This is a genomic window from Deltaproteobacteria bacterium (genome assembly GCA_016235345.1).
In the GTDB taxonomy this organism is placed as follows: domain Bacteria; phylum Desulfobacterota; class Desulfobacteria; order Desulfobacterales; family Desulfatibacillaceae; genus JACRLG01.
This window is the reverse complement of the sequence record JACRLG010000027.1, coordinates 1-24,129: the sequence shown is the minus strand read 5'-3', so window position 1 is coordinate 24,129 and position 24,129 is coordinate 1. Positions and strand designations below refer to the sequence as shown.

At 56.5% G+C, this 24,129-nt stretch carries 26 protein-coding genes; 14 read left to right on the top strand and 12 right to left on the bottom strand.

Features of this window, described 5'->3' with window-relative positions; genetic code table 11:
* Positions 1-7: 7 nt before the first annotated feature.
* Both HZB23_13530 and HZB23_13525 read right to left on the bottom strand, forming a co-directional pair.
* Positions 8-682 (bottom strand): TIGR04283 family arsenosugar biosynthesis glycosyltransferase, encoded by a 675-nt coding sequence (locus HZB23_13530; GenBank protein ID MBI5845677.1) that lies wholly within the window; start codon positions 680-682, stop codon positions 8-10.
* Complete coding sequence (locus HZB23_13525) at positions 679-1,344, bottom strand: TIGR04282 family arsenosugar biosynthesis glycosyltransferase (GenBank protein MBI5845676.1); 666 nt, start codon at positions 1,342-1,344, stop codon at positions 679-681. Before HZB23_13525 ends, HZB23_13530 begins: the two co-directional genes overlap by 4 nt.
* 101 nt (positions 1,345-1,445) lie before the next feature.
* Between HZB23_13525 and HZB23_13520 the strand changes: the two genes are divergently transcribed.
* The 3 genes from HZB23_13520 (at position 1,446) to HZB23_13510 (ending at position 2,421) form a co-directional block, all read left to right on the top strand.
* On the top strand, positions 1,446-1,694 hold the full coding sequence (locus HZB23_13520; protein ID MBI5845675.1) for a glutaredoxin family protein: 249 nt from the start codon (positions 1,446-1,448) through the stop codon (positions 1,692-1,694).
* On the top strand, positions 1,691-2,017 hold the full coding sequence (locus HZB23_13515; GenBank protein ID MBI5845674.1) for a ferredoxin:thioredoxin reductase: 327 nt from the start codon (positions 1,691-1,693) through the stop codon (positions 2,015-2,017). Before HZB23_13520 ends, HZB23_13515 begins: the two co-directional genes overlap by 4 nt.
* A 116-nt stretch (positions 2,018-2,133) precedes the next feature.
* Positions 2,134-2,421: a hypothetical protein gene (locus HZB23_13510; protein MBI5845673.1), complete on the top strand. Its 288-nt coding sequence runs from the start codon at positions 2,134-2,136 to the stop codon at positions 2,419-2,421.
* A gap of 36 nt (positions 2,422-2,457) precedes the next feature.
* Here the strand turns inward: HZB23_13510 and HZB23_13505 are convergent, their stop codons facing one another.
* From HZB23_13505 to HZB23_13485, 5 genes are all read right to left on the bottom strand, one after another.
* On the bottom strand, positions 2,458-2,844 hold the full coding sequence (locus HZB23_13505; GenBank protein MBI5845672.1) for a LysR family transcriptional regulator: 387 nt from the start codon (positions 2,842-2,844) through the stop codon (positions 2,458-2,460).
* Positions 2,845-3,031: 187 nt separating this feature from the next.
* Positions 3,032-3,670 carry a tetratricopeptide repeat protein gene (locus tag HZB23_13500; GenBank protein MBI5845671.1) on the bottom strand — a complete coding sequence of 213 codons (639 nt, stop codon included), beginning with the start codon at positions 3,668-3,670 and terminating at the stop codon, positions 3,032-3,034.
* Positions 3,671-3,707: 37 nt separating this feature from the next.
* On the bottom strand, positions 3,708-4,517 hold the full coding sequence (locus HZB23_13495) for a 50S ribosomal protein L11 methyltransferase (GenBank protein MBI5845670.1): 810 nt from the start codon (positions 4,515-4,517) through the stop codon (positions 3,708-3,710).
* Positions 4,507-4,851, bottom strand: a complete 345-nt coding sequence (locus tag HZB23_13490) for a hypothetical protein (GenBank protein ID MBI5845669.1) — start codon at positions 4,849-4,851, stop codon at positions 4,507-4,509. The genes HZB23_13495 and HZB23_13490 overlap by 11 nt, the downstream gene beginning before the upstream one ends.
* Before the next feature lie 2 nt (positions 4,852-4,853).
* Positions 4,854-5,558: a YkgJ family cysteine cluster protein gene (locus HZB23_13485; GenBank protein MBI5845668.1), complete on the bottom strand. Its 705-nt coding sequence runs from the start codon at positions 5,556-5,558 to the stop codon at positions 4,854-4,856.
* A 445-nt stretch (positions 5,559-6,003) separates the two neighbouring features.
* Here HZB23_13485 and tkt point away from each other — a divergent pair, with 445 nt between their 5' ends.
* Positions 6,004-8,007, top strand: a complete 2,004-nt coding sequence (gene tkt / locus HZB23_13480) for a transketolase (GenBank protein MBI5845667.1) — start codon at positions 6,004-6,006, stop codon at positions 8,005-8,007.
* Positions 8,008-8,155: 148 nt separating this feature from the next.
* Here the strand turns inward: tkt and HZB23_13475 are convergent, their stop codons facing one another.
* Positions 8,156-8,767, bottom strand: a complete 612-nt coding sequence (locus HZB23_13475) for a class IV adenylate cyclase (GenBank protein MBI5845666.1) — start codon at positions 8,765-8,767, stop codon at positions 8,156-8,158.
* Between the two features lie 435 nt (positions 8,768-9,202).
* Here HZB23_13475 and HZB23_13470 point away from each other — a divergent pair, with 435 nt between their 5' ends.
* From HZB23_13470 to HZB23_13450, 5 genes are all read left to right on the top strand, one after another.
* The gene (locus HZB23_13470; protein ID MBI5845665.1) at positions 9,203-10,921 is read left to right on the top strand and encodes a GAF domain-containing protein; all 1,719 of its coding nucleotides are present in this window, start codon (positions 9,203-9,205) and stop codon (positions 10,919-10,921) included.
* A 192-nt stretch (positions 10,922-11,113) separates the two neighbouring features.
* Positions 11,114-11,938: a YkgJ family cysteine cluster protein gene (locus HZB23_13465; GenBank protein ID MBI5845664.1), complete on the top strand. Its 825-nt coding sequence runs from the start codon at positions 11,114-11,116 to the stop codon at positions 11,936-11,938.
* Positions 11,939-12,032: 94 nt separating this feature from the next.
* Positions 12,033-12,863 carry an acyltransferase family protein gene (locus HZB23_13460; GenBank protein ID MBI5845663.1) on the top strand — a complete coding sequence of 277 codons (831 nt, stop codon included), beginning with the start codon at positions 12,033-12,035 and terminating at the stop codon, positions 12,861-12,863.
* A gap of 16 nt (positions 12,864-12,879) precedes the next feature.
* Positions 12,880-14,037, top strand: a complete 1,158-nt coding sequence (gene larC, locus HZB23_13455) for a nickel pincer cofactor biosynthesis protein LarC (GenBank protein ID MBI5845662.1) — start codon at positions 12,880-12,882, stop codon at positions 14,035-14,037.
* A gap of 11 nt (positions 14,038-14,048) precedes the next feature.
* The gene (locus tag HZB23_13450) at positions 14,049-15,188 is read left to right on the top strand and encodes a hypothetical protein (GenBank protein MBI5845661.1); all 1,140 of its coding nucleotides are present in this window, start codon (positions 14,049-14,051) and stop codon (positions 15,186-15,188) included.
* A 190-nt stretch (positions 15,189-15,378) separates the two neighbouring features.
* Here HZB23_13450 and HZB23_13445 read toward each other — a convergent pair whose 3' ends face one another.
* The 3 genes from HZB23_13445 to HZB23_13435 all read right to left on the bottom strand — a co-directional run bounded on the left by HZB23_13445 (position 15,379) and on the right by HZB23_13435 (position 17,132).
* Positions 15,379-16,335, bottom strand: a complete 957-nt coding sequence (locus tag HZB23_13445) for a hypothetical protein (GenBank protein ID MBI5845660.1) — start codon at positions 16,333-16,335, stop codon at positions 15,379-15,381.
* A 72-nt stretch (positions 16,336-16,407) separates the two neighbouring features.
* A complete protein-coding gene (locus HZB23_13440; GenBank protein ID MBI5845659.1) occupies positions 16,408-16,761 on the bottom strand; it encodes a helix-turn-helix transcriptional regulator in 354 nt (117 codons plus the stop codon).
* Positions 16,758-17,132 carry a type II toxin-antitoxin system RelE/ParE family toxin gene (locus tag HZB23_13435; protein ID MBI5845658.1) on the bottom strand — a complete coding sequence of 125 codons (375 nt, stop codon included), beginning with the start codon at positions 17,130-17,132 and terminating at the stop codon, positions 16,758-16,760. Before HZB23_13435 ends, HZB23_13440 begins: the two co-directional genes overlap by 4 nt.
* A 253-nt stretch (positions 17,133-17,385) precedes the next feature.
* Between HZB23_13435 and HZB23_13430 the strand changes: the two genes are divergently transcribed.
* The 5 genes from HZB23_13430 (at position 17,386) to HZB23_13410 (ending at position 22,851) form a co-directional block, all read left to right on the top strand.
* Positions 17,386-18,042: a succinate dehydrogenase cytochrome b subunit gene (locus HZB23_13430; protein ID MBI5845657.1), complete on the top strand. Its 657-nt coding sequence runs from the start codon at positions 17,386-17,388 to the stop codon at positions 18,040-18,042.
* Between the two features lie 33 nt (positions 18,043-18,075).
* A complete protein-coding gene (locus tag HZB23_13425; GenBank protein ID MBI5845656.1) occupies positions 18,076-19,989 on the top strand; it encodes a fumarate reductase/succinate dehydrogenase flavoprotein subunit in 1,914 nt (637 codons plus the stop codon).
* The gene (locus HZB23_13420; protein ID MBI5845655.1) at positions 19,986-20,753 is read left to right on the top strand and encodes a succinate dehydrogenase/fumarate reductase iron-sulfur subunit; all 768 of its coding nucleotides are present in this window, start codon (positions 19,986-19,988) and stop codon (positions 20,751-20,753) included. Before HZB23_13425 ends, HZB23_13420 begins: the two co-directional genes overlap by 4 nt.
* A 252-nt stretch (positions 20,754-21,005) precedes the next feature.
* Complete coding sequence (locus HZB23_13415; GenBank protein MBI5845654.1) at positions 21,006-22,358, top strand: ATP-binding protein; 1,353 nt, start codon at positions 21,006-21,008, stop codon at positions 22,356-22,358.
* A complete protein-coding gene (locus HZB23_13410; GenBank protein MBI5845653.1) occupies positions 22,351-22,851 on the top strand; it encodes a hypothetical protein in 501 nt (166 codons plus the stop codon). The genes HZB23_13415 and HZB23_13410 overlap by 8 nt, the downstream gene beginning before the upstream one ends.
* A gap of 358 nt (positions 22,852-23,209) precedes the next feature.
* On the opposite strand, the gene HZB23_13405 is transcribed toward HZB23_13410, so the two are convergent.
* Positions 23,210-24,047, bottom strand: a protein-coding gene (locus tag HZB23_13405) for an IS5 family transposase (protein MBI5845652.1) whose coding sequence is annotated in 2 segments (ribosomal slippage) — positions 23,210-23,636 and positions 23,635-24,047 — 840 coding nt in all. Because the reading frame shifts where the segments join, the coding sequence is not laid out codon by codon here.
* Positions 24,048-24,129: the final 82 nt, after the last annotated feature.

The window sequence follows — 24,129 nt, the reverse complement described above, 5'->3', positions numbered from 1 at the left end:
AGAGCCTTCACCTTACGGGGCGATAGCGCGGGAGCAGGTTTTCCGGCGGGGTTCCCAGAAGATAGCGCCATAAAAGGTTCTGGTTTCTGAGCCAGGCCATTAACGCGCCTTCCTTTTCAAAGCGGCGGGCGCTGGTCACGGCGCTGCCCTCTGCCATTACGAAGCGCCCGGCCTTTTTGAGGCGGAGGGCGAGTTCGACGTCTTCCATTATGGGGATTTCGGCAAAGCCCCCCAGTTTTTCGTAAACGCTCCGCCGGACAAAAACCGCCTGGTCTCCGTAGGGAAGCGAGAAAAGCCGGGTTCGCAGGTTGGCCCCAAGCCGGATGAGGCGAAGGGCGGGTGAGATGGGCCTGATGTCCAGCCGGAAGGCCCCGAAAACCGCCCCCTGCCTTGAAAGCGCCCTTTCGATAATGGCCTTGAAAGCGCCCGGAAGCAGGGTGTCCGCGTGCAGGAAAAGCAAAACGTCGCCGGTTGCGAGCCTTGCGCCACGGGCCATCTGGATTCCGCGACCAGGAGGGGAGATCACGACCAGTGGCGTGAAGGAGCGTGCAATGGCGGCTGTTCCGTCGCCGCTTCCGCCGTCGGCCACTATGATTTCGAGGCCTTTTCCGGCGAGAAAATTCAAAAGCCCCGGCAGGCGTTTGTCCTCGTTCAAGGTGGGGATGATGACGGAGAGCTTCACGGCAGAATCCCCGATAAGGCCGCCATGGTGCGCGATTCCATGAAGGATGAGCCTTTGGCGCGTTCCATCAGACGATCAAGGTCTTCTTTGGTGTCCACGTCCCAGTGGGCCGGAAGCGTGTGAAGGCTCGCCCCGGCTTTTTCCAGAATCCTTAGGGTGTCGGCCAGAACACCCCCGGTTCCCCATTCCGGGCCGGAAAAGGCCTCCGGCGAAAAGCCCTTGCTGGAAAAACCTATGAGGTAATAGCCTCCGTCGCCCGCCGGGCCGATCACCGCGTCGTGTCGCTTTAGGGCGTCCAGGGCTTCCGAAAGCGCTGATTTTGGCAGGTCGGGCGAGTCCGAGCCTATAACCACCGCCCGTTCCGCCCCGTTTAGAAAGGCCCCGGCAAGGGCGTTTCGCATCCGCGCTCCAAGGTCTCCGGGCGTCTGCGGGACAAGATCGACGCCGCCCAGCCAGGCCCGGACCGCCTCTTGTTCGCCGGGCGGGGAGAAATGGACCTGGAAGGCGAAACCGGTTGATTTCACCGTATCCATCACATCCTCCGCAAAGGCCCTGTAGATTTCGGCAGCGGCCCTGTTTCCCATCGTTTTTCCGAGCCGGGTTTTAACCTCTCCCGGCCTTGGAAGGCGCACGAAAACAAGGATGATGTCGGAATCAGCCATGATGGGCTAACCTGTGAAAGGGGCTTGCCAAAGAACGCATTGCGTATTATTTTTAGCGGACTTTCAAGTGCTAATCAATAACCTTAAGGGAAAGGCCCCATATGCCCCCGATCAAAATTTACACTCTTAGCACGTGCAGCCATTGCAAGAGCGCCAAGGCCCTTTTGAACGAGTGTTCGGTACCTTTTGACGCGGTTGACGTGGACAGGCTGGACGGTGACGCCAGGAAGGAAGCCATAGAGGCGGTGCGGGAGGTGAACCCCAACCTTTCCTTTCCCACTTTAATCATCGGCGACACCGTGATAGTGGGCTTCAAGGAAGAGGCAATAAGAAAGGCCTTGGATCAATGACGGACGCGGAAAAGCTGTATGAAACCCTGAAAAAAATCCAGGAGCCCAAGGGGTATTTTTTCAACCCGGACAAAAAGCGGGTTTTCGAGGTCCTGGAAGGGCTCATCGAGAACAAGGCCCGCTTCGGCTACATGTCCTGCCCCTGCCGGCTTGCGTTGGGCGACCGGGAGATCGATTCGGACATCTTCTGCCCCTGCAAATACAGGGCGGATGACGTGGCCGAGTTCGGAAGCTGCTACTGCCTGCTCTATGTCTCCCCCGAAGTGGCCGAAGGCAAAAAGGCCCCTGATTTCGTGCCGGAACGGCGGGTTCCGAGGTTTTAACCCAAGGCTTGAAAAATAAATGGGCGGGGCCTCTTGGCCCTGCCCCCTTTTTACAGGCGCTAAATGCTGTTGGGGAAAAGCTCTGCGAAACGAAGCTATTTGGAGCGCATCCATAAATGGCGGCAAAATGTTCAAAAATTTTCGGATTCATTGAATTGCTTTTTTCGATTTTTACCGGTTATCTCAGCATCACGGCGTTGATAGAATTACTCATACCGCCAGAGCATATTCATATGTGTGAAGGAGCATGGACGTGGGTATTTTTTTTCGCATTTACGCCATTGACAGTTTCGTTAATTTTTTCCGGTTTGGCGCTTTTGAAAAATTATCGGTATAAATGGTTTTTACAGCTTTTGCCTTGTGTTGTAATAGCCGGAATAGCTGCATTTATAGCTGTTGGATAGGGCATAGCATTTGGCTGCAAAAGCCTTTTAAGGTTTTCAATCGTAAGGCTCCTGACTGTCCTTCCCGAATGTTTCCGCAAAAAGAGTGTCGGCGGTTTTTTCAACCTGCGTGTGGATCTTCTCGAAATCATCAAGAAGTTTTTCGCCAAGGGGGGTCAGGGCCGAGCCTCCCCCCGACGCCCCGCCCTGCCTTTTGATCAGAAGGGGGGCTCCCAGCCTTTCCTCGGTGGCGGAAATTCTGGCCCAGAGCGCCCGGTAGCCGATTTTAAGCTCCTTGGCCGCCGCGTGCAGGCTGCCGTGGCGTTTTATGGCCTTTAACATCCGCAGCCTGCCGAAGCCTATGACCACCTTGCCGTCGGCGTCCTCTATCCAGATTTTGGATCGTATCGCCAGATTCTCTTTCATGGGCAAACCCGATTCCATCCGGCCAAAAAGATCGGTTTGTGTCCGCTTTCAAAAATATCCCGCCAATTCAAGCGGCGCGGAAGGCTTGGCGGTTACTCTCAAAAAAGAACCTCTTGCGCTGGCGCGCCCCGGCAACGAAAAAGCCTTGGCCACCAGGGGCTATACCCTCATGGATGACACAGCAGTTTGCGTTTCAGGCAGGCTTCTAACCCCCGTCAGCCTGCAAGGCCGCATCTATCTGAGTAGAGAGCCCTTCCGGCACCTCGTAGCCGTACTTTTTGGCCTCATCCCTGTGATGGGCCGCTTCCGCCGCGTTGCCCTGCTCAAGGAGGGCCAGGGCCAGGTTGGCGTGGGCCACGGCGAATTCGGGGGAAAGCTCCAGGGCCTTGCGGCAGGCCTCGATGCTTTCTTCAATAAGGCCCTGCATGAAGTAGGCGGAAGCAAGCGACGTGTAAGCCTGGATGAACTTGGGATTATAGGCGATGGCCTTACGGAGCGCCCGCTCGGCCTCTTCCACCTCGCCCTTTTGAAGCAGGCAGAAGCCGATGTTGGCCCAGCCCACGGAAAAACCGGCGCGGGAGTTGACGCCCATGCGGTTGTATTGAAGGCAGCCTTCAAGATCGCCGCGATGCAAGGCTATGGCCCCAAGCTGTGCGTAGGCTTCGGCAAGGTTGGGGGAGTTTTCCAGGGCTTCCTGAAGGTGCTCTATGGCCTCCTCAAAACGGTGCAGGCCGATGAGCCCCACTGCAAGGTTGTAGCGGGAATGCCCGCAGCCGGGGTTCAGGTTGACCGCGTCCTGCCACTTGGCGATGTATTCTTCAACGTTTTTGGGTTTTTCTTCCATCTTAGTCCGTCCTTTGGGCGCATCCCGGTTTCAGGGTTCAACCCGTTGATTTTTGAAAGGAAAGGCCGCTCCATGCGCCTTCATCGCGCCTTTCGGACAGCCGCAAACCTGCTGTCTGAGCTTTTGCCTCGTAATTATCCGCCTCTTCGGGGTGAAGGCCCGAAACCACCAGAAAGCCGCCCTTATGGAGCTTTTCCGAAAAAAAACCCGCCAGGGAAACAAGCGTTGGCGCGCGAAGGTTTGCCAGAATAAGGCAGAACCCGCCGGAAACCGCCCCTGCGTCGCCTCCGCTTATAACTATTCGATCAAAAACGCCGTTTAGGGCCGCGTTATTGCGGGCCTCGGCGATTGCGTCAGGTTCCCGGTCAAGGCCGATGGCCCTTTTTATGCCCAGTTTTACAGCCGCTATGGCCAGAACCCCGCTTCCCGTGCCAACGTCCAGGGCCTGTTCGCACAGGGTTTCCGGCATGGCCACCATAACCTCGTCCAGAAGGCCAAGGCAAAGCCTTGTTGTTGGATGCCTGCCGCTTCCGAAGGAGGCCCCCTCCCTCAAAATAACCGGGATCGCGCCCTCAAACGGAAGCGAGTGCTCCATGCCCGGCCTGCACAGGAAAAGCCGCCTCCCCACCCTTACCGGAGCCGCGAAGGACGGAACAGCATAAACTGTGGCGTTTTCGCAGACATACTCAAGAGCGCCGCCGTCCACCAGCTTCTTTAGAGCGTTCCTGGCTTCCCGGCTCGAAAATCCGGAAAGCATCGCCTTTTGGATGATCTCGGAAGGCGTCGCACGCCCGGAAAGGCTTACCGCGCCCAAAACAAAGGATGAAGGCAGAGGGTTATTTTCCACCCTTTTCCCGCTCCAGAAGCCTTTGATACCAAGCCGCGAACTCGAACATGCCTATGAAGCGCTCCTCGTTGTTCACTATTCCCAGGGCCAGTTCCAGAACACCCCGGCTGAAGGCGTGGGAAGGGGCGTCCCCCTGCCTTTCCTGGAGAAACTCCCGCACGAGCTGCTGGGTGGTTCGGCTGGTGGCGTCCTTCCTTATGTCTATGGGGTCTTTGGGCACCAGAAAGGGGTCCCACTTGTCATAGCCCTTTTTAAGGATATGTGCCTGGTTCCTTGGGCGCATCTGGTCAAAGACCGCCTTTTTCTTGCCTTCCTCCTCCTCGGTCATGGCCATTTTCAGTCCCCTTTCCCGGTATCTCCGGCTTTTTGGGGTTCGCCGTTCTCCGGTGCGGGCTTTCTGATGCCCAGGTATTCGTCGTTATAGATGGTTAGAAGCGCCATCGAAAGCGGCACCAGCATGTCCGTAAGGCCGATGTATTTGGTTGGGAGGGTTTTGACGATTTCCGTCGAAAGCTCCAGAAGGCGTCCGTGGACTGCGTCCAGGTTGGCGGTGGGGTAGGGCGTCCCTTCCGCAAAGCCGCTCATTCCGCAGGTGTGGGCCTTGCCGCCGATGGAGGTGGGGATGCCGTAAAGGCGGCAGGTTATGGGGCGATGCTCGTACAGGGCGCAGCGGTCGTCATCCCCAAGAAGGGGGCAGCGCACGCGCTCCCAGGCCACGCGGGAAAGGACCTCGTCGGCCTCTCTGCCCTTTTTGACGGCCTGATAGGCTTCCTTTTTGATGAGGGCTATCTTGCGATCCGCCTGATCGGCGCGTTCCAGGATTTTTCCCTTGCTGCTTTCATCCAGCTCGCTGTTGAACTTGGAATTGATGTAAAGCGCCTCGATGAAAGACAGGTCAAAAAGGGCGTGGCAGCAGTCCGCACAGCCGGATTTGCAGGCGACGCAGTCCGGGTGGGCCTCGCTTACGCGGAGAAAGGCCGAATCCGTCTGGGCTCTAAGGGCCTCGTAACGGGCGAAAATTTCGGAAAAATCGTGATCCATTTTCTTGTGCTCCATGTTGCGGTTAAAAAACCCTTCTTAATCCCATCTTGAACACTCCGCGTCAAGAGCTAACCCTTAACCGCCCGTCTAAAAACGCGAATCGCTGTGTCACGTTTCAAAGCCAATTCCGCCACGTACATTTAGTACGCTTGGCTCATTGGCTTTTCACGTTCCTTGCGCTTCATCGTTTTTATTCAGGCTTAACACCAAGCCGTTTATAAAAATTTTACAATCGGCAAATTACTGTTTTGAATGCAAAACCCAACAATATGGCGATTTTCTTCAAAAATTTTCGCCCATGACGTTGACCGCCCGTTAAAGAAGTGGCAGATATGTTTGCCGAAAGTCTGGAAATCGTATCCCAAAATGGCAGTTTGCAATCGCGGGGCGAGCGTGTTAGCAAAAACCCTGCGAAACATCGAATCCGCCTGAAAGGACATTTTCCATGAGCAAGATTGATCTGGACGAGCTTTGTGTCAACTCGCTTCGCACACTTTCCATGGACATGGTGCAGAAGGCCAATTCCGGCCACCCCGGAGCCCCCATGGGATTCGCCGCGCCCGCGTCGGTGCTCTTCACCAGGGTTTTGAAGCATAACCCGAAAGACCCCTCCTGGCCCGACCGGGACCGCTTCGTGCTCTCCGCAGGCCATGCCTCGGCGCTTCTGTACAGCCTGCTTTACCTCACCGGCTACGACCTCGCCCTTGACGATCTCAAAAATTTTCGCCAGTGGGGAAGCCTGACTCCAGGGCACCCCGAATACCGCCACACCAAGGGCGTTGAAACCACCACCGGCCCCCTTGGGCAGGGCGTGGCAAACGCCGTGGGAATGGCCATGGCCGAGCGCTTTCTGGCCTCGCGCTTCAACCGCCCAGGACACCCTGTGGTTGACCATTATACCTACGTGGTCTGCGGCGACGGGTGCATGATGGAGGGCATCTCCGGCGAAGCGGCATCCCTTGCGGGGCACCTCGGCCTTGCCAAGCTCGTCTGCCTTTACGACGACAACGGGATTTCCATTGAGGGCAAAACCGACATCACCTTTACGGAGGACGTGGCCGCGCGTTTTACAGCTTACAAATGGCAGGTGATAAAGGTGGCCGACGGAACGGACCTTTCCGCCGTTGCCGCCGCCATTGACGAGGCGAAGGAGGACAAGGACCGCCCCTGCCTCATAATGGTAAAAACCCACATTGGCCACGGCTCCCCGGCGCGCCAGGACTCCCCCAAGGCCCACGGGGAACCTTTGGGGGCTGAAGAAATTCTGATCACCAAGAAGAATCTCAACTGGCCCTACGAGGAGCCCTTCACGGTTCCGGACACGGCCCTTTCGGTTTTCAGAGGCTGCGTGGAAAAGGGCCAAAAGGCCCAGAAGGACTGGGAGGGCAAATTTGCCGCATACAAGGCGGCCCACCCGGAAATCGCCGCAGAGTACGAGGCCCTTCTTGCCGGTAAACTGCCGGATGGCTGGGACGCGGACCTTCCCTTTTTCGGCCCGGAAACCAAGCCCGTCGCCACAAGGGCGGCCTCCGGCAAGGCCTTGAACGCCATAGCCGCCAAAATTCCAACCATGCTGGGCGGCTCGGCGGACCTTGCCCCATCCAACAACACCATCATTGCTGGCACGGGCGATTTTGAGCCCCTTCATTTCGATAACCGCAACATCCGCTTCGGTGTGCGGGAACACGCAATGACCGCCATTACAAGCGGCATGAGCCTGCACGGAGGCGTGATTCCGTATTGCGCAACCTTCCTGGTTTTTTCCGACTACATGCGCCCGGCCATAAGGGTTGCAGCCCTCATGGGAATTTCGGCAATCTACGTTCTGACCCACGACTCCGTTGCCGTGGGCGAGGACGGCCCCACGCACCAGCCCGTGGAGCACGTCGCATCCTTGCGCATCATCCCACAGCTTACCGTCATCCGTCCGGCGGACGCCAACGAGACGGTGGAAGCCTGGAAGACTGCGGTAAGCCTCAAAAAGCCCGTGGCCCTCATCCTCTCACGCCAGAACCTGCCGGTTTTCGACAGGACCAGGTACTCGGCAGCATCCGGGCTTTCCAGGGGGGCCTACGTGATGGCGGACACCGCCGGGACTCCCGACGTAATCCTTATCGGCACCGGCTCGGAAGTGGCGCTTTGCGTAACGGCAGCCGACAAGCTGGCGGAAAGGGGCGTCAAGGCCCGCGTTGTCTCCATGCCCTCCTGGGAGCTTTTCGCGGCCCAGGATGAAAGCTACCGCGAATCGGTGCTGCCCGCATCAGTCACGAAACGCCTTGCCGTGGAGGCCGGGGTCACCTACGGCTGGGAGCGCTTCACGGGCTCTGCCGGAAAGGTGATGGGAATCGACCATTTCGGCGCTTCCGCGCCCGGAAACACGGTGCTGGAAAAATTCGGGTTCACGGCGGAAAAGGTTTTTGAAGAAGCCCTGAAACTGGCGGGAAAGTAGCAGTCTGTTGAAAAAGGCAAGATGTGAAACCTGGTTAAAAAGGTGAAATGCAAGGAAGATGGGCGCGGGCGGGAAGGAATACTACTTTTCGTACATTCCGACCCGCCCGCGCCCATCTGACGCGGCAGTTCGCGTTTTAGACGGGCGCTCACGCCCCGGCCTCGAAGGCCGGAAGGTACCTTTCAATTGGAACGGAAACCCCCTTCATGAGATCGAAGGTGGGCTCGGTCGCGGAAAGGCCCTCGCCGCTTCTGATGATCTCAAACATCCTCATGTAGGTGAGTATTATCCGGCGCTCCCAGGAAAAGCCCAGCCGGGCCGCCAGACTCCTGATTTCGTCCCTTTCGCCCTCAAGCTCGGCAAACCACCCGAAGGGCATCCTGTCCAGGGTCACGTGGACCTTCCCAATAAGCCAGGTTTCCCTCTCCTTTTCGTAGCGCCTTTTGGGCGAAAACCCCAGGGCCCTCAAAATGGCCTCCATCGCTGTAAAATCCGAGACCGTGACCTCCCATTCCCTGCTTACCTTGAAATCCGCATCGGCGTTTTCGGGCGGCAGCTTCGCAGTAAGACGGCATGAGCCGTCCCGGCGCAGGCGCAGAAGCCCGCCACGGGCGGCCATCTCATCCTGCTCGTTGTCCCATATCGCGTTAGTCTCAAAGGCCCTTCCCAAAAATTCAGCGCCGCAGGCAACAAGCCCGTCGCGCAGTTTTTGCGGGTCAGTGAGGTGGAACTTCACTTCGGCCTCGATAAATTCGTTCATCTGTTGCTCCTTGCTATGCCTGATATAAGGCCGCAATAAAACCCCAAAATCATGATTGCCATTGAAGCATCAACGCTGTCAACCATGAGGATGCCCATATGCTCCAAAAATCGATTTGATGCGCCCGCTTATTTTTAACGTGTGTTAAACATAACGGAATATCGACCCGGAAAAAAGATAATTTTTACATTTGCTTCTTCTTCGTGGTATTATGTTGTTGCAATAAAGCGCATCAATACTCCATGATTGATGCGTCAACAGCAATGCCGTTTTCCTGACGGCGCATGGCATGATGTAAAAATACCGGTTTTTCGGGCGTGCACATCATATCTTTTGCTCAATCATGCACGAAAAAAACGGGTTTTACACATGATTTTCCCAGGTTTGACCGGATAATCAGGGCCGCCCTTTTCCTTCAAAAGCGAGATGTGCGCAATGCCCAATTCCAGCACGCGCCCAAAAACAGCCTCTTCCGCCCTGAGGCGAAGGCTCGCCATAATAGAAAGCCTGGTTGCCGGGCTTCCCATCCTGCTTCTTCTGTATCTCAACAGGGACAACATCGCCGACTGGGAACCCCTTCGTATATTTTTCCTGGGCCTGTCACTTCTGGTGGTGCTGGCCGGGCTCATTATGATCCGCAATTTTTTCGAGAGAATAACCGTTTTCGCACATGACGTGGAGAAGGCCGCCCAAACTGCGGTGGCCGGGAACACCGCAGCCCTGGAAGCTCTGCGCGGCACACGCGAACTGGCCGGGCTGGCCGACGCCTTCGGAAGTATGCTGGAGCGCATGAAGTATGCGGACAGCAGGCTGGAGCGCAAGGTTTCGGGCATCCTGGTCCTGCGCGACATGATGAAGGTTGCGGGCGTCACCCTTGACATGAACGTTCTGTTGTCCACGCTCATGGAGCAGGCGATGATGCTTTCGGGCGCTTCCATAGGCTCCGTGTTCGCGGTGAGTTCGGACCGCCAATCCCAGGACGGAGCCCTGTCCCTGTCCTTCCGGCTGGTGGGCCACCAGGGCGTCAACAGTGAGGCCCCGCCGGACTTTCCCATAGGGGCCGACGCCCCCATCATGCGAAAGGTGGTGGAGACCGGGGCCGCCTTGCGGGTGCAGAACATCGAAAACGATCCCCGCACCCTCATGCCCAACAAGCCGCGCTACGGAATGCCCTCGTTCATCTCGCTGCCGGTTTTCGCCGGAACGGAAACAGTAGCCGTTCTCAACCTCGCGCGCAAGCATGACAAAAGCCCCTTTGACGAGGAAGACGAGCACCTTTTAAGCCTCTGCGCTGCTGAAATGGGCCTTGCCCTGCAAAACGCCCTGTTCCAGGAGCGATGGGAAAAGAGCGCAAACGACCTGGCTTCTGTCAATGACAGCCTGGCCCTTGAACACGGGATGCGCGAAACCGCCGAGGCCGAGAGGAACCACCTGGCGAGCCGCATGATCCATGCCCAGGAAATCCAGGCCCTTGGAATACTCGCAGGCGGAGTCGCCCATGATTTCAACAATCTTCTCATGGCCATCCAGGGCAACGTCTCCCTCATGCTCATAGAGGCCCGGCCCGACTCCCCGCCCCACGCCCGCCTCAAAAACATCGAGCGGCAGGTGGCCAGCGGCTCCAGGCTCACCAGCAGGCTCCTGGGCCTTTCGCGCAAGGGCCAGGCGGAAATCTGCCAGGTGGACATGAACCGGGTGGTGGCGGACACGGCGGAAGTCTTCGGACGCGCCAGGAAAGACCTCACCATCAGGCTGGACCTTCTGCCCTCCCTTCCTTCGATCAAAGCCGATCCCACCCAGATCGAGCAGATTCTGTGGAACCTCTATCTCAACGCCGGAGACGCCATGCCCCAGGGCGGGCGGCTCACGGTCCGCACGGAAACCGCCACTGAAAAGGACCTTGCCGATATTTTCGACGCGCCCGCCGGAAACTACGTGCGCCTCAGGGTCTCCGACACAGGCTTCGGCATTGTCCCGGAAGTTCTTCCCCGCATCTTCGACCCCTTTTTCACCACCAAGGAACCAGGCAAGGGCACGGGCCTGGGGCTTGCCTCGGTAAGGGAGATAGTGAAGCTCCAGGGCGGATTCATAAGGGCCGAATCCCAGGTGGGATCGGGGGCCGCCTTCGAGATCGTTTTCCCGTCCGCCGCCTGAAAAAGCCCCTGTTCACAAGCCGCCGACAAGCCACATTACGGCCACTCTTTTTCCCGACCGGGCCTTGCCCTTAAAACACCGCCTTAGCTTTTCATCCGAAAATGAGGGCGCTTTCCTCTTTCTCCGGGTTGACTTCCTTTTTCTTCGCCATTATGTTCCCCCTGGCATTTACTTAAAGGAAGGGAAGTAATAATGGAACAGATCAAAAATCAGGCACAGATAGACCCCGTGCAGCTTTCGGACGAGAGCCGCTTCGATTTTCTTTGCGACAGCAAAAACGACTGCTTCACCCGCTGCTGCCGGGGGCTTACCATAGTACTCACCCCTTACGACATCCTAAGGCTCAAAAAGCGCCTGGGCCTTTCATCCGGCGAATTCCTGTCCCTTTACTCGGTGCCGGAGCTTCTGGAAAAGACCGATCTGCCGGTGCCCGTGCTGCGCATGATGGACGACGCCGAGCGCACCTGCCCCTTTGTGCGCGAGGACGGCTGCCTGGTCTACGAGGACAGGCCCGCCGCCTGCCGCTACTACCCCATCGGCCACGGCACCCTTCGCCCCAAGGAAGCCGATCAGAACCAGCGCTTTTATTTTCTGGTAAGGGAGCCCCACTGCAAGGGCTTTGCCCGGGAAAAAAACTGGAGCGTGGGCGAATGGCGCAAGGACCAGGGCGTTGACATCTACGACGACATGAACGCGGGCTGGGCCAACCTGGTGGTGCGCAAGCGCTCCTTTCCCGACATGATAAAGCTCACCTCCGAGGCCAAGAAGATGTTCTTCCTGGGAAGCTACGACCTGGACCGCTTCCGCAGCTTCGTTTTCGACAGCTCGTTCTTGTCTGTTTACGAGGTGGATGCGGCCCTTGTGGAGGCCATGCGCAACGACGACACAGCCCTCATGAAATTCGGCTTTGACTGGCTGGAAGGGGTGCTTTTCAAGCAGGGCCCGGTGAAATTGAACGCCGAAAAAGCCCAGGCCCGGATGGAGGCCAAGCACAAAGCCGTAAACCAGCCCCACTGACCATCATCCCGATCCGAACCGGGAGCGGAAATTTCCCCTGAAACCAGACGGATAATCCGCTCCCGCTCACCCTCCATGAACATTCCGGCCCATCATGAAAAAACACGACTACGTACGGGCTTCCCCCAACACCGTGTGGCTACTCACCACGCCCCTGCGGAAGTATTTTTCCCCGGTCACATACGGTCTTCAGAACATACCCGAAGGAGGCGGCCCCTATCTTTTCGTGGGCAACCACACCATCTACGGGGTTTTCGACATTCCGCTTTTGGCCGCAGTACTTTACCGCAAAAAGGGCATCTACCTTCGCGGCCTGGGGGACCGGTTCCATTTCATGCTTCCGGTGTGGGGCGATTTTTTAAAGGCCATCGGCGGGGTTCTTGGCACCCCGAAAATCTGCTCGGAGCTCATGGAGGCGGGCGAAAACATAGTGGTCTTTCCGGGCGGCGGGCGCGAGGTCTGCAAGCGCAAGGGCGAGCGCTACAAGCTAATCTGGAAGGAGAGAGCCGGTTTTGTGCGCCTGGCTGTTGAGCACGGCTACCCAATAATTCCAATGGCCTCGGTGGGGCCGGAAAACGCCTGGTCCATACTTTACGACGCGGACGATTTTTTGAAGTCCCGCGTGGGAAAGCTCTTGGAAAAAAAGGGCATCGTCTCGAAGATCATGCGAAACGGCGAGGCCATTCCGCCCATAGCGCGCGGCATAGGCCCCACCCTAATCCCCCGGCCCGAACGCTTCTATTTTTCCTTCGGAAAACCCATCGAAACCACGCCCTTCGCCGGAAAGGCCCACGACCGGGCGGTTCTTTACGGCATCAGGAAGGCTGTGGGGGATTCCATAACCGACCAGATAGGCGACCTTCTGATCAAGCGGGAGCAGGACACCAGAAAGAGCCTCCTGCGCCGGATTCTGACCCGGCTCTGAAATCCAGGGGAAACGTATGATAGCCCATCTTGACTGTTTTTCGGGGATTTCCGGCGACATGACCCTGGGCGCGCTTCTAAGCCTGGGCGCGGACGAGACCGGGTTCCGCCGGGCCATGGATTCCCTTGGGCTTTCCGGCTTCGACATCTCGATCACGGATGAGAACCGTGGCGGGCTTTCCGGAAAACGGGTGAGCGTGAACGTAACCGAGCCCCAGCCGGAGCGCCATCTTTCGGACATCAGAAAAATAATCGAAGGGGCCGCGATTCCTGAATCAGTCAAGGCAAGGGCCCTGGCTGTTTTCACCCGTCTTGCCGAGGCCGAGGCCGGGGTTCACGGAACCACGCCCGATCACGTCCATTTTCACGAGGTGGGCGCGGTGGACGCCATCATCGACGTCGCCGGCGCGGCCTGGCTCATCGAGGCCCTTCAGATCAAGCGCCTAACGGCCTCGCCCCTGCCCATGGGGACCGGCCTCATCAAATGCGCCCACGGGGTATTGCCCAACCCCGCCCCAGCCACGGTGCGGCTTCTAAAGGGCGTCCCCGTTTACGGCGTTGACGCGGCCTTCGAGTTCGTCACCCCCACCGGCGCGGCCATAGCGTCCACCTTCTGCGAGTCCTTCGGCCCAATGCCGGAAATGACGATAAGCGCCACCGGTTTCGGCTTCGGCTCCGCCGTTCTTTCACGCGGCCCCAACGCGCTTCGGGTTTTTCTGGGCCAGCCTTCCGCGTCCCTTGACCACGACCGGGTGACGGTGATCTCCACCGAAATCGACGACATGAACCCGGAAATCTACGGGTTTCTCATGGAGAGGCTCCTTTCCGAGGGAGCGCTTGACGTGATGTTCATCCCGGTCCAGATGAAAAAAAGCCGCCCGGCGACCCTGGTGGAGGTTGTCTGCCCACCGGAACTTCGGGACCAGCTCATAAGGCTCATTCTTTCGGAAACCACCACCATAGGCGTGCGCTGGTGCGAGGCGGCCCGGACCAAGTTGGTGCGAAGGGTGGTCACGGTTTCGACTCCCTTTGGCGACATAGCCGCCAAGGAGGTGGTGACGCCCGACGGCTCCATTCGCGTCACCCCGGAATACGAATCATGCCGCAGGGCGGCCGTTGCAAATGGCGCGCCCATCCAGGAGATTTACCGGGCCGTTGCGGGTTCTGGTGTCTAATGGGGAAAAAAGTGAACAGTCATCCCGAATTCAAATATTTCATTTCAACCGGCGAAGGGGACGCGGAAGCCGACCGCGAATGGCTCTCCCGCCCGCTCCCGGTTTCCCGCCAGGGTGAGGCAGAAACAGGTGGCCCGTCCTACGCCGACTTTTTCGGGCTTTTGCAACGGATTCTGGGAGGCCCGGCCCTTCCTGCCCTGACCCTCGCCCTTGGGGGACATGAACCGGAACGGGTTGGGATCATCGCCGAAAAGCACGGGGCGCTCTATCACCCGGCGCGGATCGAAATCGAAGGCGGCGGAAAACAGGCGGTTCTGTGCGCCAACGCGGCCCTCGCGCCAATGGCCCGGTTCATGGCGAGGCGGGAGGTCGGGGTTCTCGAAAAGCTGGACGCGGCTTCAGCCTTAAAGTATCTGCCAGGGTCTTACGGGTTTTTCGAGGGCGAGTACGCTTGTCTTTCCGGCACGATTCTGATGACTTCGTGGCTCACCGGTTTTTTCGAGTTCCACCTTGCCCAAAACCCGGCAACGGGTGAAATTGGACTGAGAGTCTGGGACACCATAAAAGGCCCATATTTCGCCGACAACGCATTTCTTGACGAAGTCTATTTCCAGGCGTCCCGCATCCTTGCCTATTATTACGAGCCCGTAAGCGGGGAGCAGTTGTCCCCCTGGCACCACGCCGCCGGGGACTTCGTGGTGCGCCCGGATTCCGAAGGCCGCCCGGAGGTAAAACTCATAACCGCACGCGGGCATGACCCGCTGATTGGCGGAGAAGACGATGATCTGCCCGACCCCATGGATTCCGGCATCTATTTTTTCGTCAATACGATTCTTCGCATGAGGCTTGACCGGGAAAACGGAACGGGCGGGCTTGTTTTCGCCCCGGAGTTTTCTGTGGAAAAAATCGTGGAGGGCTTTTTTCAGGGTCTTTCCGAACGGGAAAAGGAAAGGGGCGCAGGCTCGGATTTTTCATCGCGCCTTTTGAAGCGCCTCATTGAAGCAGGCCCGGAGGGGCTGGCCGAGGCCGCGAACGAGCTTCTTTCCGCCTGCGACCCCGCTTCCCCGGACGTGGGCTTTTTGGCCCCGGAGGTTTCGGATCACTCAGGGGCTGTTTACGCGGCGCTTTTAATGATAGAAGCCGTTTCATAACCTTTTTAGGAATTGCTTTTGCGGGGGAAACTTTTTTGAAAAAAAAGTTTCCCCCGCACCCCCTTTCAAAAAACTTTATATTTTCAGAATAATAGTCCCAAATCATCAATACTTTCGAGGCTTGAATGAGATGATTGAAATATGGCCTTCACCCGCATGGGGGTTATGAAACAGCCTATAAGCAGTAATATCACATAGGTCTTTTGGGCCTGCCGCCCTCATTTTTTTCTCTATTCCTCAAAATCATTACGACAAGCCGGGCCAAGAGGAAACTTCCTGCGTCGCTCACCAGAGCCACCCCCCGGAAGGCCACCAGAAGCGCGGCAGCCGCGCCCACCGAAAGCGAGCCGTTCAGGATTCCTGCGGCCACGGTCTCGAAAACCCCTATGCCCTGGGGCGCGAATATGGCCAGGTTCCCGGCGGCCCAGGAAAACATGTAGGTCCCGGCCACGGAAATGGGCGCAAGCCTCGAAAATGCGTCAGGGAAGGCCGAGACAAAGACAGTGAACGAGGACGCGATCCCGGCCCAGAAGAGTATCATGGCTCCGCAGGCCTTGATGAACACCGCCGTGGGAAAGGGCTCCCCGCCCAGAACGAAGCGCCTGCCGATTGCGGGCAGGGCCAGAAGGGCAGCCGCCCCCACCGCCGCGCCCGCCGCCCCCACCCCGCCCCATCCTGCAAGGCCCCTAAGGCCGGTTACGATCAATCCGCCAAACAAAAAGCCGGTGGCCGGGGCCAGGGAGTTTTCCAGGAAAACGAAAAGGATGAGCCTCCGGGCTGGCGCGCCCAGGGCGTGGAAGGCCGCCACCCGGCCCACCGAGTGCCAGACCCCGCCCGGTATGTATCGCGCCGGAAGGTTTTTCGCGTGGATGTCGTAGGCCGATAGATAATCGAGCTTGAAGGAGCCGCCCGATAGAACCAGGCAGGCCATGATGGGGGCCGCGAAGTGCGCGGCGGCCCAGAGAAGGGCCGACAGGGCGAGGCGTCCCCAGAGGGCGGTTTGAAGGGTGGATGCCAGGGACTGCCGGTTCATCCATCCGGCCCACAGTATGAAGGCCACTGCAACGGGCGTGAAAAGGAGTTTTGCGACACCGGCGGCGCGCCTGAGCGGGCTTTTTTTTAGGGGGGATGACGGTTCGTCTGGCATGGAAAAGGGGTCCGAAAAAGGTTGGGTTTTCCCGAAGCTCGCTTTACGGCATATCACGCTTTTTCCGGAAAATCATCCTCCAACAGCTTGCCGGGGCTCGATCTCCGCAGTTTCCGGCGAACCGGCGTCAGTCACAGACTCAACCGCCTCCTTCCCGCCGATTTTGACGGTGAGTTCAGCGCCCAGGGCATCGGCGATTCTGAGCATCCGCTTTAGCGTAAGATTGGACCCGTCCCGCAAAAACGCTGTCACCGCCGCCCGGCTTATGCCCATGCGCCTTGCAAGTTCGGCCCGCGTAACCTTTTTTTCCTGCATCAGAGTGGCTATGTCCTCGGTAAGCTCGAATTCCAGGCCAGCCAGCCGGAAGGCGAAAGCATGCCTGGTTCTGTCCAGTTCCTTTTCAAACCAGGTCAGTTCTCTTGTCATTGCATTCCTCCTTTCATTTTTTTCCACTCGCTTCTGAGCGTCCTTGCTTTTTCCAGGTCAACCGGATTGGCCTTGGGGCGCTTTTTGACCACGCCGTGGGCAAGAAGGATCAGCCGGTTTCCTTCGTAAAAACAGTAAATCCGAACCTGCTTCGCCTTTATGGCCCAGATTCCGTCGCCCTCATAGGCGAATTTCTGTACGTTTCTGGGAGTTCCCTTAAAGGCTATAAACTGAAGTTCCTTTTTGATTTTTTCTAACAAATCGGAAGGAAGGGACAGCAAAAATTTTTTTATCAAAGGCTTTCCATCCCTGATTATTTCGTAGATGGAAAAACAATCGCCTTCAATAAGCAGTTCCTTGTCCAGTGTCACAGGGCATCCTTGTTAATTTACAAGTTAACTATTTTGGCGGCCTTTGTCAAGACACTTGATGTTTCCGATCTCGGAATACATAATCAGTACTGTTTTATCAACAATAATCTTAATTGCTGAAAAATGAGAAAAGTGGTTGACTTGTTTTTCCGATGGGTCTAGAAAACTGTGCAGTTCTTTTCGGGAATCGGGTCAATCGCAATTTTACTCGCTTTCCCCTTCATTCCGTTACCTATCTGTGGAGGAAAAGTTTATGGATTGGGTAATTCGCACCTTTGGAAGCTCGGTGGGAAAGAAATCCCTCATGGCCCTTACCGGCCTCGGGTTTCTGGGCTTCCTGGCCGGGCACATTGCGGGAAATTTCACCGCCTACCTTGGGCCTGCGGCCTTGAACTCCTACGCGGAGCATCTCCACGAACTGGCCATCGTGGTGAAAGCTGCGGAAATCGGCCTCATCCTTTTCGCCTGCGTTCACATTTCAATGGGCCTTACACTTTTTTTACAAAACATGGCGGCCCGGCCCGTTCGCTATCACGGAAAAAAATGGGCGGGCGGGCGCACCCTCTCATCCGCCACCATGCCCTATACCGGCATTCTCATTCTCGCATTCGTTACTTGGCATCTCTACGCTTTTCGCTTGAACCCGCCAGCGCCCGACGCCCTGTTTGCCTTCGTGTCGGATTTTTTCCGCAACCCCGTTAACGTCGGCCTCTATTCCGCCGCCATGATCGTGGTTGCCCTTCACGTGCGGCACGGACTTTGGAGCGCCTTCCAGACCCTTGGGGCCAACCATCCCAAGTACATGCCGGGGATCGAAAAGCTCTCCCTTGTCTTCGGCCTTCTTGTGGCCGTGGGGCTTGGGGCCCTGCCGCTTTTTTTCCTTTTCGCGGTCAATTCCGTCGCGGGCTGATCCCCCGCGCTCAAATATTCAAGGAGTTATCCCATGACGCTTGATTCCAAGGTTCCAGGCGGACCAATCGAGAGCAAGTGGCAACGGCACAAGGCGGATCTGAAGCTCGTCAATCCCGCCAACAAGCGCAAATTCACGGTGATAGTGGTTGGAACCGGGCTTGCCGGTGGAAGCGCATCGGCATCCCTTGCCGAGCTTGGCTATAACGTAAAAACCTTCTGCATCCAGGACAGCCCCCGACGGGCGCACAGCATAGCGGCCCAGGGCGGCATAAACGCGGCCAAGAACTATACCAACGACGGAGACTCGGTCTGGCGGCTTTTCTACGATACCGTAAAGGGCGGCGATTTCCGGGCGCGGGAGGCCAACGTCTACCGGCTTGCGGAGGTATCGAACCTTATCATTGACCACTGCGCGGCCCAGGGCATCCCCTTTGCACGCGAGTACAGCGGGCTTCTGGCCAACCGCAGCTTCGGCGGAGCCCAGGTTTCCCGCACCTTCTATGCGCGCGGCCAGACCGGCCAGCAGCTTTTGCTTGGCGCTTACAGCTCCCTTGCCCGGCAGATATCCGTCGGCAAGGTCACCATGTTCCCGCGCCGGGAGATGCTCGATCTCGTGGTTGTTAACGGCAGGGCGCGGGGAATCGTGGTGCGCAACCTCGTCACCGGGCAGATGGAGCGCCACGAGGCCCATGCCGTGGTTCTGGCCACGGGCGGTTACGGCAACGTGTTTTTTCTTTCCACCAACGCCATGGCCTGCAACGTCACGGCATCCTGGCGCTGCTACAAAAAAGGGGCCTTTTTCGCCAACCCCTGCTTCACCCAGATTCACCCCACCTGCATTCCGGTGCATGGCACCAGCCAGTCGAAACTGACGCTGATGAGCGAGAGCCTGCGCAACGACGGGCGCGTGTGGGTTCCCAAGACCAAGGGTGACACCCGTAGGCCACAGGATATCCCGGAATCCGACCGCGACTACTATCTTGAACGCAAGTACCCAAGCTTCGGAAACCTTGTCCCCCGTGATGTCGCCAGCCGCAACGCAAAGCTCATGTGCGACGCCGGAATGGGCGTGGGCGAAACCGGGCTTGCGGTCTATCTCGATTTCGCCGACGCGATCAATCGGGATGGCAAGGAAGTTATCCGCAAAAAATACGGCAACTTATTTGCCATGTACGAGAAAATCACCGGCGACGACCCATACACCACCCCCATGATGATCTACCCGGCCATCCATTACACCATGGGCGGGCTCTGGGTGGATTATAACCTCCAGTCCACTGTTCCGGGCCTTTTCGTACTCGGCGAGGCCAATTTTTCGGATCACGGCGCAAACCGCCTTGGGGCCTCGGCTCTCATGCAGGGCCTTGCGGACGGCTACTTCGTCATCCCCTACACAATAGGCGGCTACCTCACTGGCGGCGGGCTGGATACCATCACCACCGATCACCCGGCCTTTGTTGAAGCCGAAAAAGCGGCGTCCGCCAAAACCAACAAGCTCCTTTCCATAAAGGGCAAACGCACTGTGGATGATTTCCACAAGGAACTCGGTCTCTTACTGTGGAACAACTGCGGAATGGGGCGTACCGACGAAGGGCTTCAAAAGGCCCTGGATCGCATCCCGGCAATCCGCGCCGAGTTCTGGGAAAACGTGCTGGTTCCGGGCGACAGCAGCGATTTCAACCAGTCCCTTGAACGCGCGGGCCGCGTGGCGGATTTCCTGGAATTTGCGGAAGTCATGGTGACAGACGCCCTGACGCGCCGGGAATCCTGCGGAGGGCACTTCAACGAGGCCTTCCAGACCCCGGAAAACGAGGCCCAGCGCGACGACGAAAATTTCTGCCACGCGGCTTGCTGGGAATACGCGGGCGATGGCGCGGCCCCCAATTTCCACAAGGAGCCCCTTACGTTCGAAAACGTGAAACTCACCCAAAGGAGCTACAAGTGAGCGCACGAGACATAAATTTGACGCTTAAGGTCTGGCGGCAGGCAAGCGGATCCAAAAAAGGCGCATTTGAGACCATAGAAGCCCGCGAAATCTCAACTGATTCCAGCTTCCTTGAAATGCTGGATAAAGTTAACGAGGAACTGACCTTAAAAGGCCGCGAGCCCATAGCCTTTGACCACGACTGCCGGGAAGGCATCTGCGGCATGTGCGGCGCGGTGGTGAACGGGCGCGCCCACGGCCCGGAAAAAGGCACCACCCTGTGCCAGCTTCACATGAGGCATTTTTCCGACGGCGACACCATCGCCATCGAGCCCTTCCGCGCCCGCGCCTTTAAAGTCATAAAAGACCTCGTGGTGGATCGCGGGGCCTTCGACACCATCATCCAGGCGGGCGGCTTCGTCTCGGTGAACACCGGCTCGGCCCCGGAAGCCAACTCCATCCCGGTTCCTCAGGATAACGCCGAAAGCTCCATGGACGCCGCCGCCTGCATCGGCTGCGGGGCCTGCGTGGCATCCTGCCCCAACGCAAGCGCCATGCTCTTCCTGTCAGCCAAGGTCTCCCAGATGGCGCTCCTTCCCCAGGGACGCCCCGAAGCCGCCAAGCGCGTGCTTGCCATGCTCCGCGCCATGGACTGCCTTGGATTCGGCAACTGCACCAACGAGAAGGAATGCGAGGCCGACTGCCCCAAGGAAATCTCCATCTCCCACATCGCCCGCATGAACCGCGAGTTCTTCAAGGCGAGCTTTTTCTCGAAGGAAAAGTAAAGGCGGAACAGCAGAGGCGACACAGTAAAGGCAGAACAGTAAAAGCAAAAGATATGCCTCCGGCGGCCGGGGGAACTGCGTTCCCCCGGACCCCCAATTATTAAGCGGCGGTTATGTGCTTGCTTACGCAAGCACATAACCGCCGCCGGTTTTCAGGGCTTGGTGCTTTTCCTCTCCCCCCCCCCCCGCCTTTTTTCCGGTTTGGTGATTTTCAACAAATCCCCTTGATATTGATACGGATTTGAAGCATAAATGGGTGTATACTTTTTTATCCAGCCGGTGTTTGAACCTCAAACCGTCAAAAATTCGCCGGAAAGAAGGCCCCCGATGCCGGAAATTCTCAAAATCAGCGGGCTCGGCCCCATAAAAAACCTGAAAATCGAAGTCAAGCCCCTCACCGTGCTGGTCGGCCCCCAGGCTTCTGGAAAATCCCTCGCCGCCCAGGTGCTGTATTTTTTTAGAACTCTCCAGTCAGAATTCGATCAAAGGTACAAACGTGAAAACACGGAAGAAAAAGGATGGCAGGGAAAAATAATTGAGGAAATTTTAAATGAATTGCGCGGAACGCCTTTTTATTATTACACAGCCAAGAATACATCAATTCATTACTCTGACGCGTCAAATAATATTGATTGGCAGATAAGATGCAACGTAAACGGTAAAGTGAAACTTAACAGCGTCCTCGCAAGTCAAATGCAACAATGGGCAGACACATGGAACGAGAGGGCTTCATCAAAAGGGATTTCACCTTTTGTCAACAATGTGTTCATTCCAACTGAACGAGCTATGATTTCGATGTTTTTTAAAAATGAAATGGGAGTTGTATATAGAAATTATCTGCCGTTGCCGTTCAGAAAATTCATCACAATTCTCGATTATGCCGAAAGACAGTACGAAAAGCGGTTCATAGGAAACAATTTTAATTATCACTTTAATGATAAAAGGGATGATTTGTTTATTAAATTACGTGATTTTCAGCGAAATGCGCTCAAAGGTGAACTTTCGTATAAAAGAACGGGACAGAATAAGGGATGGGAATTCGGTACTCATATAATTGATAAGGAAATGGGCAATGTAAGTAAAATGATGCCTCTTTCGGCAATTACGTCAGGACAGATGGAAACCTGGCCTTTTTTCGCAGCAGCATCTACGGCGGGCGTTGAGTTTTCGGATACATCCTTCATCTTCGAGGAACCCGAAACCCATCTCCATCCCGCCGCTCAACGAATTGTAGTCGAAACGATAGCCTATCTCGTAAATCAAAACCGCAGTTTTTTTATTACCACGCATTCACCTTATGTGCTTTATACAATAAACAACCTCATGCAAACATTTATGAGTTATTCTGCATTTTGCCAAAAATATCCACCTTTCAGAATGGGAGAGGCACGGTGTGGCGATCATCTTGGTGCTGAAATGCCCGAAAATCATCACCTTCTCGATCCCAAGGAGGTCGCAGCATACCGTCTTACGGCGGACGGGAAGGCTGTCAGCATAATTGACAAGAAAACCGGGCTGATGGATTCCGACGAGGTTGACGCCACCGCCAACCAGCTTGGCCGCGAATTCGACGCACTTTTGGACCTGGAGGAAGGCCGTGGCTGATTCCGGGTCTGATCTGGCGCAAGCCGTGGCGCAGATGTTTCCTGGGCATGGCGTCGAAATGAAAAATTCCATAGGCGAGAAACGGCGCAACCTTACCATTACCCACGAGAAGGGCGACGAGGTTGTGAGGGTCAGGCTTGAAGCTAAGGCCGCAGAAAAAGGTGAGCGGACGGCTGACGCCATTTTCGTGTGCAGGGCAAAGGATGCGCAACATTTTGTTGTGGTTATAGTTGAACTGAAGGGTTCTGATTTCCCCCACGCCCTTTCGCAACTAGAGCAGACATCCGAAAGGTATTGCGGCAGAGGACGGAAAAAGGAGCACGGAAAGGGCTTGGGCTCAAATCACCTCAAAAGGGTGATAGGCCTTGTTTCCTGCCCACGGGGCCAGAAGGATCAAGCCAAAATCAAGGAAATGCGAAAAAGGGGCATAGATGCACTTCACTGGAAGGATTACAGAATAGACCTTTCCGTTCTGCTGAAAAAAGCGAAGTAAACGAGGTTGGCTTGGGTGGTTCTGCACATCGTTTCGGTTCACCCAACATGTTTTTTGGTGCAGAAGACTCAGTTAATAGATGGCAGCAAGCGCGCGCTTGAGCACTTCCCCGGCGGGGATTTCGGCGGCTTTGCCCGGAAGCCAGGAGAAAAAAAGAACAGGCGCACCCCTTCTGCCAAAGGTTTTTTCAGCCTTTAGCCGCGCGTGGTCGTCAATTTTGATGCACCTTGAAAAAAGAAATCGTCCTCCCCAAAGACCCACCAGATAGTTCGCCAATGCGCCTGAGGAATTTCCGCAGGATTGTTTCGATCACCAAAATCCGCTCCATCATGGGTTCCGCTCCGCAGATACTAAGAGCTTATTCGTAAATAAGCCCTGCCTTTCGTGAGGCGATTATTGCCGCAGCCAAATGACAAAGGGCCAAGTAGGAGTCGGTGAGTTTTTCATACCTGACCAGTAGTTTCCTGAAACGGTTGAACCATGAGTGAGAGACCTCGACCACCCATCGGCGGGCTTTGTATCCGGGAATAGTTTTTTTCTCACGAATTTCTTCTCCGCGCTGTTTTACGTGAGGTATGTAACCTTTCGCCCGAATAGCAGCTTGAGCAGGCTCACCGGTATAGCCTTTGTCAGCGCACAAATGCTGTTCCACATCATCGGGGCGTTCAATAATGATTTCATCCATAACCAGTTCGAGCTGGCTGACATCATGCCGATTTGCTCCTGTCACGACGATCGAGAGAGGGACACCACGCCCGTCCACCATGATGTGGCGCTTTGTCCCTTTTTTTCCCCCTGTCAGTCGGATTTCTTCCGACCGCTTCCCTAGCAAGCGGCGCTTTGACCATCGCCCCGTCAATACTTTGCCAACTCCAGGAGATGCCTTCCATTTCATCGTATTCAGCGAGGCCCGCCCGCCAAAGAGCAACAAAAAATCCTGCTTTCATCCAGCGCATGTAATGGGTGTGAATTGCGCTGGGGCTACCGAAGCGCTCTTTAGGAAGAGCCTGCCACTGGCAGCCCGTGCGGAGCACAAATACAATGGCCTCGAAAATCTTTCGTGCCGGTATCGGCTTTCTACCACCACCTTGCTTACGTTTATACACCCGGCTTTGATCCCTCTTGGCAGGCGGAACCAGAGACTCGACCACCGCCCAAAAAGAATCGGAAACTTCCCACGACTGGATTTTTGCCATAATGTCTCCATGACTATGATTAACAATGAGACATTATAGCTAAAAATTCTGTCTATGTAAATATTATTTACGAATAAGCTCT